This window comes from Microbacterium sp. NPDC077391, assembly GCF_040686955.1.
GTDB classification, from domain to species: Bacteria; Actinomycetota; Actinomycetes; order Actinomycetales; family Microbacteriaceae; genus Microbacterium; species Microbacterium commune.
On sequence record NZ_JBFBMI010000005.1, the window covers coordinates 220235 to 235098 of the forward strand.

Annotated in this window: 14 protein-coding genes; 7 read left to right on the plus strand and 7 right to left on the minus strand. The window is 66.0% G+C overall.

The features are described from left to right. Positions 1–3: 3 nt before the first annotated feature. The 6 genes from AB0O65_RS13575 (at position 4) to AB0O65_RS13600 (ending at position 6629) form a co-directional block, all read left to right on the plus strand. Positions 4–1473: an SCO6880 family protein gene (locus tag AB0O65_RS13575; RefSeq protein WP_179430668.1), complete on the plus strand. Its 1470-nt coding sequence runs from the start codon at positions 4–6 to the stop codon at positions 1471–1473. 72 nt (positions 1474–1545) lie between these two features. After that, positions 1546–3036, plus strand: a complete 1491-nt coding sequence (locus AB0O65_RS13580; protein WP_363385863.1) for an ATP-binding protein — start codon at positions 1546–1548, stop codon at positions 3034–3036. Positions 3037–3107: 71 nt separating this feature from the next. Continuing rightward, positions 3108–3590 carry a hypothetical protein gene (locus tag AB0O65_RS13585; RefSeq protein WP_313480972.1) on the plus strand — a complete coding sequence of 161 codons (483 nt, stop codon included), beginning with the start codon at positions 3108–3110 and terminating at the stop codon, positions 3588–3590. A 20-nt stretch (positions 3591–3610) separates the two neighbouring features. After that, positions 3611–5338 carry a TraM recognition domain-containing protein gene (locus AB0O65_RS13590; protein ID WP_363385866.1) on the plus strand — a complete coding sequence of 576 codons (1728 nt, stop codon included), beginning with the start codon at positions 3611–3613 and terminating at the stop codon, positions 5336–5338. Positions 5339–5450: 112 nt separating this feature from the next. Further along, complete coding sequence (locus AB0O65_RS13595; protein WP_313480969.1) at positions 5451–5960, plus strand: single-stranded DNA-binding protein; 510 nt, start codon at positions 5451–5453, stop codon at positions 5958–5960. A gap of 126 nt (positions 5961–6086) precedes the next feature. Further along, positions 6087–6629, plus strand: a complete 543-nt coding sequence (locus tag AB0O65_RS13600) for a hypothetical protein (RefSeq protein ID WP_313480995.1) — start codon at positions 6087–6089, stop codon at positions 6627–6629. A 63-nt stretch (positions 6630–6692) separates the two neighbouring features. On the opposite strand, the gene AB0O65_RS13605 is transcribed toward AB0O65_RS13600, so the two are convergent. The 7 genes from AB0O65_RS13605 to nrdH all read right to left on the minus strand — a co-directional run bounded on the left by AB0O65_RS13605 (position 6693) and on the right by nrdH (position 13271). After that, a complete protein-coding gene (locus AB0O65_RS13605) occupies positions 6693–6824 on the minus strand; it encodes a DNA-binding protein (protein ID WP_363385869.1) in 132 nt (43 codons plus the stop codon). A 144-nt stretch (positions 6825–6968) separates the two neighbouring features. Then, a complete protein-coding gene (locus AB0O65_RS13610) occupies positions 6969–8255 on the minus strand; it encodes a site-specific integrase (RefSeq protein WP_363385872.1) in 1287 nt (428 codons plus the stop codon). A 366-nt stretch (positions 8256–8621) separates the two neighbouring features. Further along, positions 8622–9602 carry a class 1b ribonucleoside-diphosphate reductase subunit beta gene (gene nrdF / locus AB0O65_RS13615; RefSeq protein WP_071644645.1) on the minus strand — a complete coding sequence of 327 codons (981 nt, stop codon included), beginning with the start codon at positions 9600–9602 and terminating at the stop codon, positions 8622–8624. After that, positions 9599–10414 carry an NUMOD3 domain-containing DNA-binding protein gene (locus AB0O65_RS13620; RefSeq protein WP_363385875.1) on the minus strand — a complete coding sequence of 272 codons (816 nt, stop codon included), beginning with the start codon at positions 10412–10414 and terminating at the stop codon, positions 9599–9601. The genes nrdF and AB0O65_RS13620 overlap by 4 nt, the downstream gene beginning before the upstream one ends. A gap of 12 nt (positions 10415–10426) precedes the next feature. After that, positions 10427–12586 (minus strand): class 1b ribonucleoside-diphosphate reductase subunit alpha, encoded by a 2160-nt coding sequence (nrdE, locus tag AB0O65_RS13625; RefSeq protein ID WP_363385878.1) that lies wholly within the window; start codon positions 12584–12586, stop codon positions 10427–10429. After that, complete coding sequence (gene nrdI / locus AB0O65_RS13630; protein ID WP_071644642.1) at positions 12568–12996, minus strand: class Ib ribonucleoside-diphosphate reductase assembly flavoprotein NrdI; 429 nt, start codon at positions 12994–12996, stop codon at positions 12568–12570. The genes nrdE and nrdI overlap by 19 nt, the downstream gene beginning before the upstream one ends. Positions 12997–13037: 41 nt before the next feature. Beyond that, positions 13038–13271, minus strand: a complete 234-nt coding sequence (gene nrdH, locus AB0O65_RS13635; RefSeq protein WP_071644641.1) for a glutaredoxin-like protein NrdH — start codon at positions 13269–13271, stop codon at positions 13038–13040. A gap of 376 nt (positions 13272–13647) precedes the next feature. Between nrdH and AB0O65_RS13640 the strand changes: the two genes are divergently transcribed. Further along, positions 13648–14856, plus strand: a complete 1209-nt coding sequence (locus tag AB0O65_RS13640) for an MFS transporter (protein ID WP_191713108.1) — start codon at positions 13648–13650, stop codon at positions 14854–14856. Positions 14857–14864: the final 8 nt, after the last annotated feature.

Below are 14864 nucleotides of genomic sequence, written 5' to 3' on the forward strand. Positions count from 1 at the left end.
CCCGTGGCGAAACCGCAGAACACGAAAGACGACTACCCGCTGACGGCGGTGAAGTTCTCCCGCCTCACCCGGCGTGGCCTCATCCTCGGCTTGTCGCTATCGCAGGTGATCGCGCTCGCGATCGCCGGGCTGGCGTTCATCGGGTCGCTGTACGCGGGAGGCGGGATGATCCTCGCCTATACCGCCCCGATCTGGGTCACCTGCCTGGGCATCACCTGGGCCCCGATCGCAGGCCGCAAGACCGTCGAGTGGCTGCCCGTCGGGGTGCACTGGCTGTGGCGGGTCACCGTGAAGCAGACGATCTACCGGATGCGGGTCGTCAAGCCCCGCCCCGCCGGGACCCTCGCGCTCCCGGGGGATATGGCAGCGCTGCGTCAGTACGAAGACCCGATCACCGGAGCGGTCATGGTGCATCACCCCTACGCGGCCACGCTGACAGCGCTGCTGGAAGTCACCCATCCCGCGTTCGTGCTCCTGGACCCTGGCGAGCAGGAACGCCGCGTGGCCAGTTGGGGGCGAGTCCTCGCGACATGCTGCAGGTCCGGGCGCATCGCCCGCCTACAGGTGCTGGAGCGCACCCTCCCGGATTCAGGGAGCGGGCTGGCGCAGTGGTGGGCCGAGCACGGCAACTCTGACGACGAGTCGTGGACGTCGCGCACCTACGCCGAGCTCATCAACCGGGCAGGCCCTGCCGGGGAACGCCACGCGACGACGATCTCCCTCGCCCTGGACATGAAGGCCGCTGCCCGGGCGATCCGCACCGCCGGCGGCGGCATGAAAGGTGCGGCCGCCGTGCTGCGACAGGAGATGAACACCCTCACCGCCGCGCTCCACTCCGCCGAGCTGAAAGCCATCGGATGGCTCACACCCGGCCAGCTCGCCGTGATCCTACGCTCCGCGTACGACCCGGCGATCGCCGCGACCCTGGAACGCTCCGGGAACCTCGGGCAGGACCTGGCCACGGCAGGACCGGTTGCGTTGGAGGAGACCTGGAACGGGCTCCGCTCCGACAGCGCACACCATGCCGTGCTCTGGGTCAGCGAATGGCCCCGATCGCTCGTGTACCCGGGGTTCCTGTCCCCGGTGCTCCTCGCCTCCGGGGTGCGGAGATCGTTCTCGTTACTGTGCACGCCGATCCGGTCGGATCAAGCGGCCCGTGACATTCGGAAGAAGAAGGTCGAGTACATCTCCGACGCCGCACAACGCCAGAAGATCGGACAGGTCGAGGACGCCCAACAGTCCGCCGAGTATCAGGACGTGCTGCAGCAAGAAGCCGACCTCACCAGCGGGCACGGCATCCTCCGCTACACCGGGCTGATCTCTGTCAGCGCCCCCACCCCGGACGAGCTGGAAGCGGCGGTCTCAAAGATCGAGCAGGCCGCCATCCAAGCCTCCTGCGAGACCCGGCGGCTGGTGGGCCAACAGGCGCAGGCGTTCACCGCGGCCGCACTGCCGCTCGCACGCACCGTCTGACCCTGGGGCGCCGGTCCCGCACCTCCTTCCTGCACACCGCCTGCCCGGGCGGGTGCAGGAAGGAGTCGTGCTGTGAGCATCCCGAAACCTCGCGTGTACTCGACCGTGCTGATCGGACCGGAATCCGAGCACCGCAAGCAGCGCCGAGCCCGCCGGAAGGCCGCCGCGCAGATCCAAGCGAAGGACGTCGCCGCCCGCAAGGCCGAAGCCCGCGCCCAGTGGGAGGCGGAGCAGGCCGAGCGCCGCGCCACCACCTACCTCCCCCGATCTGGTGAGTCAGGTCCCGCCGCGCTGCGCTCGCACCGAGGGCTGCGGCTTCCCTCCCATCAGGACACCAGCGCCGCGCTCGCCGGTGCGTACCCATTCCTCGCCGAAGGCGGACTCGGGCCGGAAGGCGTGTTCGTCGGACAAGATATGTACTCGGGCGGGTCGTTCGTCTACGACCCGTGGGAGCTGTACAAGCGCGGCGTCATCACCGCCCCCAACATCGTCCTGGCCGGCATCGTCGGCTCCGGAAAGTCCTCGCTGGCGAAGTCGCTATACACGCGGTCGATTCCGTTCGGGCGTCGCGTCTACGTCCCCGGCGACCCGAAAGGCGAGCACACCCCCGTCGCGGAGGCTGTCGGCGGGAAGGCGATCGTCCTCGGCCACGGGCTGAAGAACCGGCTGAACCCCCTCGATGAGGGCCACCGGCCCTCCAGTCTGACGGACATCGAATGGAGCTCCCAGGTCGCCTCCCGGCGGCGGGAGCTGATCGGCGCACTGGCCGAGACCGTCCTCGAGCGGTCGCTGTCACCGCTGGAACACACGTCGATCGACGTCGCTCTCTCCGCCGCCGTCGCCGACAACGACATCCCGATCTTGCCAATGATCGTGGACCGCATCCTCAACCCCGACGGCACAGACGACACCGACGGGCGGCTCGCTGAGGACGGCCGGCTCGTCGGGCACGCACTGAGGCGCCTCGTCGCCGGGGACTTGCAGGGCTTGTTCGACGGGCCCTCCACTGTCACCTTCGACCCGTCCCTGCCGATGATCTCCCTGGACCTGTCCCGGGTGGCGGAGAACTCCACCCTCATCTCGGTACTGATGACGTGCTCGTCGGCGTGGATGGAATCGGCCCTCCTGGACCCCGAAGGCGGACAGCGGTGGGTGATCTACGACGAAGCCTGGCGTCTCATGTCCCATCCCGCGCTGCTCAAGCGCATGGACGCGCAGTGGCGGCTCGCCAGGCATTACGGGATCGCGAACATGCTGATCTTCCACAAGCTGACAGACCTCGACAACGTCAGCGACAGTGGGTCCGCGATGCGGGCCCTGGCGTCGTCCCTACTGGCGAACGCGGAGACGCGGATCATCTACCGGCAGGAAGCCGACCAGCTCGGCACCACCGCGACCGCGCTCGGCCTCACTGGCACCGAACAGTCCCTCCTACCGGGCCTGGGCACCGGGCAAGGACTGTGGCGGATCAAGGAGCGATCTTTCGCCGTCCAGCATCAGCTGCATCCGGACGAGCTGTCCACGTTCGACACGACCACGCGGATGATCGGCCGGCAAAAATGAGCGAACTTGCACCCTCACGCCGCTCCCGCCGCAATCGCGCCACGACACGCGAAACTGATGGGGATCTCGTGGTGCCCATCACACTCCCGCACCTGGTCGTCCGGGTAGACGAGGACGACCAGATCAACGTCACCCTCGACGGTGCACCCGTCACAGGGGAGCCCGTCGGCAGGCACGCGCTCGGCGGGCTGATAGACGAGATCCTGCGACGGCGGAAGGTGCCGGTGCGGGTGGAGATCGTCGAGCACAGCGGCACCACCTACACCGATGTCCTCACCCCACCCGTCCCAGAGCCCGACCCCGAACTGGCCTCCGAGACCGCGGGAATGACCGCACAGGACCCCAGGCTGCCGGTGTTGTTCGAGGCAGTCGGGGAAGGCTTCGTCCCCGGTGAAGATGTCGCTCTCGCGGTGATCATCCGCCATTCATCCTCCGACGGATACGGACGTGTGCGGCACGTGATCGAGGACCGTGAACTGCAAGGCGGCGGCAGTGAGGTGCTGCTGTTCGGGCGAATCTCCGGCACCACCCACATCGTCGGAGGGCTGGGATGAACCCGCACCAGCCGTCCCAGATGCTCGCGAACCTGGGAATTGCGGCCCTGGCGGGGTTCGCTGTCCTGGCCGGGCTGCTTCGCGCCGCCGGTAGTGCCGCTGCGTTCTTCACCGGGCTCCCGCAACCCACCGGCGGGCCCTCAACGGGGCTCGGTGTGCTGCTCACCCCGGCTACCCCGGGAGAGGCGATCGGCGCGCCGGGCCTGAGCCCGGTCGTGTACTGGCTGGTCCTCGCCATCGCAGTCGCGGTCCTCGGGATCATCGTGTGGTGGGTGTGGCGAGTCATCGCGCGAGCGAAAGAGAACCGGGCGCAGGATCCGCGCCTGCTCCGCGGCATCGCCACTGCGCGCGATGTCGCCAAAGCCGCAGGAACGAAGGCCCTCAGGAAACGAGCGGGCACGTTCCGGCCTTCGCTGGAAGACCCTTCCCCCGTGGATGTCGGCTACCTCCTCGGCCGGTCGAAAGGGCAGGAGGTGTGGGCGACCGTGGAGGACTCCATCCTGCTTATCGGCCCGCCCCGGTCGGGCAAAGGGCTGCACGTCGTGATCAACGCGATCCTCGACGCTCCCGGCGCCGTCATCACCACCTCCACTCGGCCCGACAACCTCACCGCGACGCTGAAGGCCCGACAGCGCGTCGGACCGGTCGCGGTGTTCGACCCTCAGCACCTCGCTGAAGGACTCCCCGCGGGCATGAAGTGGTCACCGGTCCGCGGATGCGAAGACCCCTTGACAGCGATGATCCGCGCCACCGGACTCGCCACGGCCACGAACTTCGGGTCCGTGTCCGGCGGCGACTTCTGGCAGGGCAAGACCGCCGCCGCCATCCAGGGGCTCCTCCACGCCGCAGCGCTGGACGGGCGGGACGCAGCAACCCTGTATCAGTGGGCGCTGAACCCCGCCGCTGCCGCGGATGCGGTGCGGGTGCTGCAATCCAACCCGCAGGCAGCACCCGGGTGGGCGGACTCGCTCGACGCGATGCTACAAGCCGACCCCAAGACGCGCGACTCGATCTGGCAGGGAGTGTCCCTCGCGTTCTCTGCGTTCGCCGACCCGCGCGTCCTGGACGCAGTAACACCGGGTCCGCGAGACCGGTTCGACCCCGATACATTCATCCGGGATCGCGGCACCCTGTACCTCCTCGCCACCGGCGCTGGGGCCGGGGCATCCTCGGCGCTGGTGGCCGCCTTCATCGAAGACCTCGTCGAAACCGCCCGCAAGATCGCCGCCACCTCACCAGGCACACGACTAGATCCACCGATGCTCCTCGCACTCGATGAGATCGGCAACCTCGCACCCCTGCCCTCGCTTCCCACGCTGATGGCCGAAGGCGGCGGCACGGGGATCACCACCCTGCCAGTGCTGCAGTCCCTCGCACAGGCGCGGGAGAAATGGGGCGAGAACAATGCCAACGCGCTGTGGGACGCATCGATCGTGAAAGTCATCCTCGGCGGCGCATCGAACTCGCGAGACCTGCAGGACCTCTCAGCGCTGATCGGAGAGAGAGACGAGATCACCGACTCCGTCACCATCGGCGAGCAAGGACACCGCTCCGCGCAACGCTCGATCCGCCGCGTGGCGATCATGCCCCCGGACGTGATCCGCACGCTGCCGTTCGGGATCGGAGTGGTGATGCTCCGCACCGCCCGCCCCATCATCACCGACCTGCGCGCCTGGCCGGCCCGCAAGGACGCCGCGCAGCTGAAAACGGACCGGAAGGAAATCGAGGCTCTCCTGCACACGTCCTGAAACCGGCTCTGCCCGTCGTCTGGGGTCCGACCTGCGCACCTGTCTGGTGCCTCCCGCTCAACCGCGGAGGCACCAGACAGTTTCGTTGTTATCAGGAAGGACCTCAGATCTCATGGCCATCAAGACCTCGCAGGCGATCAACGGCTTCATCTCCGCCGATCCCCGCCTCAGCTACTCCGAATCCGGGCAGGCACGCTTCTACGCCCGCGTCGGCATCAACCACTACGAGCCCCAGCAGGACGGATCCTTCCGCAAGCTCGACCCGACCTACCACGACCTGATCCAGTTCGGGAAGTCCGCCGAGATGTCCGCCGACCGGTACGTCAAGGGCGACGACATCGTCGCGCAGGGCTACACCCGCGAGTACACGCGCAACGTCAACGGCGAGGAGCGCACCGATGAGCAGTTCGTCGCCAAGCGCATCGCCCCCGACCCGAACATCACAGACTTCACGATCGACCGCCGGCCCGCCGCCGAGCGCCAGGCCGAACGCGACGCCGACCGCGAAGTCGGGCGCGACGCCGAGCGCGAGGAACCCGACCGAGCAGCCCAGCTCGGCTCGCCCACCCCTACCACCACGCGAGAGGCCGAAGCGCCCGCGATGGAAACCGTCGGCCGATAACCCCTACCGGAGGACAGTGACGTGGCCGATAACGACCCGACCCAGAATCCCGAACCGGGCGACCCGGACGTGGACTTCGAGCCCGAGTCCGACGAACCAGACATCGAGGACGACGAGCCCGACGAGATCGACGAAGGCGAGAGACGGGACGGCGGCCCCCGGGCAGGCGCGGGCGGGAGTGATGACCTCCCGCCCGCGCCTCGCCCGATCAACTGGCGCACCCTGTCCTCCGACGACGCCGAGCACGAATGGCTCGACCTCAACGAATGGGTGAACTGGCTCCGGCACGAGTTCGCCCTCCCCGCACAGATCGTCCCTCCGATGTGGCACCGCCATCCGGAACTCGTGTGGGAGCTCTCCGCTCTCTACACCCGGTGGCTAGGCTGCTACGACCCAGAGCAGGACGCCGCCGGGGCCATCTCGTTCATGACCGACTTCGCCGCCGCCCGCACCCGGCTACGCGAATGGGTACAGATCTCCGGCACCCGCCTTGATCGCGACCGCCCCTCCCGGCAAACCGTCTGGCCCGGCGAAGATTCGATCCGGGCGGGCGAAGAGACTCCGATCACTGACCGTGACGAGGACTTCGTGGACTTCGTCGTCGAAGACGTCGCCCAGCGTGCGGAAGCGGAAGCGGCGTTCCTGCGCGACGAGACGCCGCCTGTGTGAGCTGACGGTGAACCGCAAAGTGTGGGCGGGCCTTTCAGGCCCGCCCACACTTTGGTCTTGCGCCTACTTGGCTGAAGGGATCTCGATGAGCAGCTTCTCGCGGAGTTCGTCCGGGTCGACGCGGATCAGCCGTCCAACCCGGTAGCCGCTCACGGTGCCGTCCGAGATGCGACGGCGCAGCGTCTTGATCGACACTCCGTAGGTGTCGGCGGCGACGGCCAGCGAGATCAGCTCGCCCTTGCCGGGGGCTGCGAACGATCGTGAACGGCCATGGTGGTGCCTCCCTTGTTGATGAACTCTTTCTCCTGATAGGTGTCCATGGCTGTCCCACGTCGACTCTCATGCCTTCCTGGCCGCGTTGATCCGCTCCTGGACGCGATCGCTCATACGGTCCGCGAGCTCACGATCGCGGGCCATCGTGGCGTGCTGGTAGCGGAGGACGACTCGGATGTCGGCGTGGCCGCCTCGCCGCATCAGCTCTGCGAGGGTCGCGCCCTCCTGGGCGAAGATCGTCAGGCCCGTGTGACGGAGATCATGGAACCGGAATCGCGGCCGGAGGTCAGCGGCACGGTCTCGAGCATCCGCCCACACGTATCCCCATCGCGTGTTGGACAGAGGAACGCTGCCACGGACGTTCGTGGGGATCAGCGGCGCTTTGGCCTCGGCCGCGACGTTGTCACGCAGGTGATCCTTGAGGCGGTCGATCATGAGCTTCGGGATGCTGAGCGTCCGTCTGCCCGCGTCGCTCTTGAGCCTCTCCGAGTAGTCGCCGGTGTTCGCGTTCAGTTGCCGACGCACATGCAGGGTCGCGGTGTTCTCGTCGTGCCACTCGATGTCCCTGCGCTGCAAGCCCAGGCACTCCCCGCGGCGCAGCTGGCACCACGCGGCGAAGAGCACCATGATCGCCCAGTGATCCGGGGTTACGTCGTAGAGGGCCTCGACCTGCTCGGGGCTCGCAACGTCTTCGTCCTCGTCGTGGTCGGCGTCGTGCCGGACCGCCTCCTGCTTCGGGATCGAGATGTTCGGCGCAGCGGGGATGATTCCTTCTCGGGCTGCCTGGCGGAGGATCATCATGAGGACGATCAGTACCGGTCGCGTTATGCCGTTGAACTTCGACTTTGGATTCAGCGGCGAGGGTATCGCGTCGAGGCGATCGGTCATCTGCCGGATACGTGCCTCGTCGATCTGCCGTATCGGGGTGTCTTCGAACTCGGGGACGAGGTACCCGTCGACCTTGCTCTTGTAGGAGCGGACTGTGGCGATAGCACGCTTCCTGCCGCTGCGGTTCGGCTCCGTGCGGATGAAGGCCACCCAGCGTTCCGCGTACTCGGAGAATCCGATGGACCGTGCCTTCTCAGCTTCCTCTGTCGCACGGCGGCGGGCGGCGGTCGCCGAGGGTGGCTCCCATTGCTGACGGGCAATCAATGTGTGAACGCCTGCGAGCCACGCGCGGGCGTCTGTCTTCGTCAGAAACGTCAGCGGCTTGTCGTCCTCTGTCCGGGCGGTGTAGACCTCACCGTCGGGTGCGGGGTAGCGCGCCTGCCAGCGGCCGGAAGGGAGCTTACGAAGGCTCCCCCAGCTCTCTCGCCTGGCTGCTGCTGTCTCCCGGGTCTTGGTGGTGCTCATCGTGTCCTCCGCTGGTCTCGAGCGGACTCACGCGAACCCTCGTGCCACTCCGTGCCACAAGAGGACAGGAAGCCCCGAAAAGGGCTTTCTACCTGGGTTTTCTTGCCGCACTTTAGGCGCCCTGTGGCACGCTGTGGCACGAGGTCGGTGGCATGCCGGGACCGAAATTCGGTCAGCGGACCACCCCGCTCTCTCCTGGAAGGTGCGGGCGTGCCACCCGCGTGCCATACCCAACGACTGCTGACGTTCATATCTGTCCTCCTGTGTTCTTCGGAAGGCGGCACGAAAAGAGGCCCGGATCTGCAGAAACCTGCAGATCCGGGCCTCCCGGTCGACTCTTGTCAGAGTCTGTCTAGAACGTGGACTTCAGAAGTCCCAGTCGTCGTCCTCGGTGGCCTCGGCCTTGCCGATCACGTACGACGAGCCCGACCCACTGAAGAAGTCGTGGTTCTCGTCGGCGTTCGGCGAGAGGGCCGAGAGGATCGCCGGGTTCACGTTGGTGACCGTCGAGGGGAACATCGGCTCGTACCCGAGGTTCATCAGCGCCTTGTTCGCGTTGTAGTGCAGGAACTTCTTGACGTCCTCGGTGAGGCCGACGCCGTCGTAGAGGTCCTGCGTGTACTGCACCTCGTTCTCGTAGAGCTCGAACAGCAGGTTGAAGGTGTAGTCCTTCAGCTCCTGGCGACGCTCTTCGGTCTCGTTCTCGAGACCCTTCTGGAACTTGTAGCCGATGTAGTACCCGTGCACGGCCTCATCGCGGATGATGAGGCGGATGAGGTCGGCGGTGTTCGTCAGCTTCGCCTTCGACGACCAGTAGATCGGCAGGTAGAAGCCCGAGTAGAACAGGAACGACTCGAGCAGAGTGGAAGCCACCTTGCGCTTGAGCGGGTCGTCGCCACGGTAGTAGTCGACGATGATCTGCGCCTTCTTCTGCAGGTTCTGGTTCTCGACCGACCAGCGGAACGCCTCGTCGATCTCCTTCGTCGAGCACAGGGTCGAGAAGATCGACGAGTAGCTCTTCGCGTGCACCGACTCCATGAATGCGATGTTCGTGTACACCGCCTCCTCGTGCGGGGTGATCGCGTCGGGGATCAGCGACACGGCGCCCACGGTGCCCTGGATCGTGTCGAGCAGGGTCAGCCCCGTGAACACGCGCATGGTCATCAGCTGCTCGTCGGGAGTGAGCGTGTTCCACGACTGCACATCGTTCGACAGCGGCACCTTCTCGGGAAGCCAGAAGTTGTTCACGAGGCGGTTCCACACCTCGAGGTCCTTCTCATCCTCGATGCGGTTCCAGTTGATCGCCTGCACGTGGTCGATCAGCGTGAGCTTCGGAGACGGAGTCATTCTTCTTCCTTGTTCTTCTCGGAGTGGATTGCATGGATGTCATCGATGCAGTGCTGGCACGTGTCCTTGAACACGCCCTTGTTTGTGTGGTGACGGGTATGCGCGCTGCGCCGGCTCGATGGCATCGCCCGTCCTTTCCTCACCGCGGACATCCTGGCCCGCGTCTCGACGCTGGCCGATTTGCCGTAGTTGGGGTTGTTCTCACCGCGCCGCATCTCGGACAGCTCGAGCCGCGCCTCGTCCGACATCCGGTGCCCATAGCTGGGATGCGCCGGGCCGAACTTGCCGAAGTTGGGGTTGGCTGCCCCGGAGTTCATGCCTTTCCGGGTACGCGACCAATGCTCCTTCAGCTCGTCCGAACGCGTGGTGCCCCAACTGGGGTGATCGGGCCCGGTCGGAACGTTCTCCCGCTTGCGCCCGCGCGATCTCTCACCGGCAGCCCGGCGCTGCTCCTCGGTCCACACGTATCCCCGTGGACCAAGCCCGCCTTCAGTGAGATTGAGCAGCCGGTGACCTTTGCGACGGAGCTTCGCGATCCACCGTTGCTCTGCCTCGCCCAGGTCTTCCAACGAACCGTTTGTGATGAGTTCGACAGGTTGAAAGTAGATGTCCTCGTCGGACTCCATCTTTCGCAGCCAGTCGTAGAACGGTGTCTTCCTGCCGCCTCGCGCCGCCTTGATGTGCTGGCGACGACGGAATTCGACGGTGCGCGAGGTGATCCCGACGTATCGAAACTCACCCGAGCCGTAGAGCCGGGCCGCGTAGACGACGCCGACAATCGGCGACGTCTTGCGGCCCGGTTCCATGGTCATGATCTCAGACCGTCACAGCGTGCAGGAGACGCAGGTGTCGAGCTCAGTGCCCTCGAGGGCGAGCTGACGCAGACGGATGTAGTAGATCGTCTTGATGCCCTTTCGCCATGCGTAGATCTGCGCCTTGTTGATGTCGCGGGTGGTGGCGGTGTCCTTGAAGAACAGCGTCAGCGACAGGCCCTGGTCGACGTGCTGGGTGGCGGCAGCGTACGTGTCGATGACCTTCTCGTAGCCGACCTCGTACGCGTCCTGGTAGTACTCCAGGTTGTCGTTCGTCATGAACGGCGCCGGGTAGTAGACGCGACCGAGCTTGCCCTCCTTGCGGATCTCGACCTTCGAGGCGATCGGGTGGATCGACGACGTGGAGTTGTTGATGTACGAGATCGATCCGGTCGGCGGCACCGCCTGCAGGTTCTGGTTGAAGATGCCGTGCTGCTGGATGCTCTCGCGCAGCTCGATCCAGTCCTGCTGCGTCGGGATGCGGTGGCCCGCGAAGAGCTCCTTGACCTTGTCGGTCTCGGGCGCCCAGGCCTGGTCGATGTACTTGTCGAAGAACTCACCCGACGCGTACGTGGAGTCCTCGAAGCCGTCGAAGGCCTCGCCGCGCTCGATGGCGAGTTTGTTCGACGCCTTCAGCGCGTGGAACAGCACGGTGTAGAAGTAGATGTTCGTGAAGTCGATGCCCTCTTCCGAACCGTAGAAGACGCGCTCGCGGGCGAGGTATCCGTGCAGGTTCATCTGGCCGAGGCCGATGGCGTGCGAACGGTCGTTGCCGTCTTCGATCGAGCGCACCGAGTTGATGTGGCTCTGCGTGCTGACGGCGGTCAGCGCGCGGATGGCGGTCTCGACGGTCTTGCCCAGGTCATCGGCATCCATCGCCAGGGCGATGTTCATCGAGCCGAGGTTGCACGAGATGTCCTTGCCGATCTGGTCGTACGACAGGTCGTCGTTGTACGTGGTCGGCGTGTTCACCTGCAGGATCTCGCTGCACAGGTTCGACATGTTGATGCGGCCCTTGATCGGGTTCGCCTTGTTCACCGTGTCCTCGAACATGATGTACGGGTAGCCCGACTCGAACTGGATCTCGGCGAGGGTCTGGAAGAACTCGCGCGCGTTGATCTTCGTCTTCTTGATGCGCGAGTCATCGACCATCTCGTGGTACTTCTCGCTCACCGAGATGTCACCGAAGGGCACGCCGTACACGCGCTCGACGTCGTACGGCGAGAACAGGTACATGTCCTCGCCCTTCTTCGCGAGCTCGAACGTGATGTCGGGCACGACGACGCCCAGCGAGAGGGTCTTGATGCGGATCTTCTCATCCGCGTTCTCGCGCTTGGTGTCGAGGAAGCGCATGATGTCGGGGTGGTGCGCGCTGAGGTACACCGCACCCGCGCCCTGACGGGCTCCGAGCTGGTTGGCGTAGCTGAAGCTGTCTTCGAGCAGCTTCATCACGGGGATGATGCCGGATGACTGGTTCTCGATCTGCTTGATCGGTGCACCCGACTCGCGGATGTTCGACAGCAGCAGCGCGACGCCGCCACCGCGCTTCGACAGCTGCAGCGAGGAGTTGATGCCGCGGGCGATCGACTCCATGTTGTCTTCGATCCGCAGCAGGAAGCAGCTGACGAGCTCGCCGCGCTGCGCCTTGCCGGCGTTGAGGAAGGTGGGGGTCGCAGGCTGGAAGCGCCCCGAGATGATCTCCTCGACGAGGTCGATGGCGACCTGCTCGTCACCCTCGGCGAGTGCGAGGGCGGTCATCACGACGCGGTCTTCGAAGCGCTCGAGGTAGCGCTTGCCGTCGAAGGTCTTCAGCGTGTAGCTCGTGTAGTACTTGAACGCACCGAGGAACGTCTCGAAGCGGAACTTCTTCGAGTACGCGAGGTCGTTGAGCCTCTGGACGAAGTCGAACGAATACTGCTCGATGACGGCGCCCTCGTAGTACTGCTTCTCGACGAGGTAGTCGAGTCGCTCCTTGAGCGAATGGAAGAACACGGTGTTCTGGTTGACGTGCTGCAGGAAGTACTCCCGTGCAGCGCGCTTGTCGGCGTCGAACTGGATCTTGCCGTCCGCGTCGTACAGGTTGAGCATCGCGTTGAGGGCGTGATAGTCGAGCCCTTCGTACGCGGGGTTCACCTTGAACTCGACTGCGTCTGTCACTGTCGCTTCCACCATCGTTCCAATCCGTCGCTCACGCGATCGACGTCGTCCTGTGTGCCGAATACCTCGAAGCGATACAAGTGGGGCACGTCGCACTTGCGGCTGATGATCTCTCCGGCGAGGCAGAACGACTCACCGAAATTCGTGTTTCCCGCGGAGATGACCCCGCGGATGTGGCGCCGGTTGCGCTCGTCGTTGAGGAACCGGATGACCTGCTTGGGCACGGCGCCCTTCTCCTCGCCGCGCCCCTGCCCGCCCCCGTACGTCGGAGTGACGAGCACGAACGGCTCGTCGATGACGATCGGGTCATCGGTGCGGTGCAGGGGGATGCGGCGGGCGGGAAGGCCGAGCTTCTCGATGAATCGTGCGGTGTTTCCCGACGCGCTCGAGAAGTAGATCAGGAGCGGCACCGCGGTCGCGACCATGCTCACAGTTCACCCCGGTTCCTGAGCGACGACGAAGGGCGTTATGCGAGACGGGCTGCGAGCTCGTCGATCTTGTCGGGCCGGAAGCCCGACCAGTGCCCGTCGTCGGTGACGACGACCGGTGCCTGCATGTACCCGAGAGCCTTGACCTGCTCGAGCGCCGAGGCGTCTTCCGAGAGGTCGGTGATCTGGTACTCGATGCCCTTGGCGTCGAGGGCGCGGTAGGTCGCGTTGCACTGCACGCAGGAAGGCTTGGTGTAGACCGTGATCGACATGGTGATGTCTGATTCCCCTCAGTTCCAGGTGGTTTCTCCGGCAGACCCCCGCCGGGACTTCAATACTACATATGGGGACGGACATTGGAAGCAACCACAAGGTGTAGTAGTTACATCCGTGTAGTTTTCCACCGCTCTCCCCAGGTACAACACAGCTTGTCCACCGTTTCTTCCACAGCCCCCGACTGCTCGACGAGCCGCCCGGGCCGCGGATTCACGCGGCTCTCGTGACCCCCTTTCGGATCCATCCACAGGCAGGACGGTACGCCCCGCCACCGACATCCGAATTCCTGTGGAGAAGCCCACTCGGCGTGTCGCGGCGTGTCGCCGCTGCACCGCCTCGCGTGCCGGCGCGCGCGCCGGATAGCCTTTTCTGATGGCGGGATATCGGGACCTTCTTCGCACGCCCGGCGTGGCGCGGATGATCGCCGCACAGCTGGTGGCGCGCTTCCCCAACGGCATGATGAGTCTCGCGATCCTGCTGCATGTCGAGCAGCAGACCGGATCGTACGGTGCGGCGGGCATCGTGCTCGCCGCGGCCTCCGTCGGCCAGGCCGTCGCCGGCCCCATCACCAGCCGCTGGATGGGCGCCTGGGGCATGCGCCGAGTGCTCTCCCTCACCCTCGCCGTCTGCGTGCTGGCCGTGCTGGGGCTCGCCCTGCTTCCGCTGAACCTCCCCGGCTACATGGTGTTCGCACTGCTGGCCGGACTGTCCACTCCCCCCGTGCAGTCCGCCGTGCGCACCATCTACCCCAAGCTCGTGAACGCCGGCCAGCTCACGCCCCTCTTCTCCCTCGACGCGTCGCTGCAGGAGATCATCTGGATCGTCGCCCCCGTGGTCATCACCGTCGTGTCCACGCAGGTGGGCACCGTGCAGGGGCTGCTGCTGGTCGCGGCCATCCTCGTGCTGGGCGGCGCGTGGTTCATCCTCTCCCCCGAGGTCGGGCGGGTGCGCATCCCACGCAGCCGTCGTGCGTTCGGCCTCGTGGTGCTCAAGCCCCCGGTGATGCTCGCCACGGTCATCGGCTTCCTGCTCATCGGCGCCTGCTCGGCCGTCGAGGTGGGCGTGGTCGCGACCTTCGGCCATGGCGGCCTGGAGGCGGGTCTCGTGCTGGCGGTCTTCTCGGTCGGCAGCCTGGCCGGTGGACTCGCGTTCGGACACATCCCGATCGGCCCCTGGGCGATGGCCCGGCGTCTTCTCATCGTCACCGTCGGTCTCGGCCTCACCATGGTGTCGCTGAACATCTTCTGGCTGGGCGGCACCCTGGTGCTCGCCGGCGTCGGGATCGCGCCGGCTCTGGCCGTGCTGTTCGCGATCACCACCGCGAGCGTGAAGTTCAGCGAGACGGCCGAGGCGTTCGGCTGGGCCGGCACGGGCCAGCTGATCGGCGCCGCCGCCGGCTCCGCGGTCGCGGGAATCCTCATCGACCAGTCCGGTCCGACGGGCGCGTATCTGGCCGCCGCCCTGTTCGCCTTCGTCGGTCTGGTCGTCTCGATCGTGTTCGTCCGCGCGTTCCCCGACCTGCGTGACCGCGACCCCTCACCCCACCCCGACACCGAGCCGATCCAGACCGCCCGCATCTAGGCTGGTGG

Excerpts from the sequence above, each read along its gene's own strand:
- nrdH (WP_071644641.1), bottom strand. The coding sequence starts at position 13,271 with ATGTCGATCACGGTCTACACCAAGCCTTCCTGCGTGCAGTGCAACGCG.
- AB0O65_RS13590 (WP_363385866.1), top strand. The coding sequence starts at position 3,611 with ATGCTCGCGAACCTGGGAATTGCGGCCCTGGCGGGGTTCGCTGTCCTG.
- AB0O65_RS13610 (WP_363385872.1), bottom strand. The coding sequence starts at position 8,255 with ATGAGCACCACCAAGACCCGGGAGACAGCAGCAGCCAGGCGAGAGAGC.
- AB0O65_RS13620 (WP_363385875.1), bottom strand. The coding sequence starts at position 10,414 with ATGACCATGGAACCGGGCCGCAAGACGTCGCCGATTGTCGGCGTCGTC.
- nrdF (WP_071644645.1), bottom strand. The coding sequence starts at position 9,602 with ATGACTCCGTCTCCGAAGCTCACGCTGATCGACCACGTGCAGGCGATC.
- nrdI (WP_071644642.1), bottom strand. The coding sequence starts at position 12,996 with ATGGTCGCGACCGCGGTGCCGCTCCTGATCTACTTCTCGAGCGCGTCG.
- nrdE (WP_363385878.1), bottom strand. The coding sequence starts at position 12,586 with ATGGTGGAAGCGACAGTGACAGACGCAGTCGAGTTCAAGGTGAACCCC.
- AB0O65_RS13595 (WP_313480969.1), top strand. The coding sequence starts at position 5,451 with ATGGCCATCAAGACCTCGCAGGCGATCAACGGCTTCATCTCCGCCGAT.
- AB0O65_RS13640 (WP_191713108.1), top strand. The coding sequence starts at position 13,648 with ATGGCGGGATATCGGGACCTTCTTCGCACGCCCGGCGTGGCGCGGATG.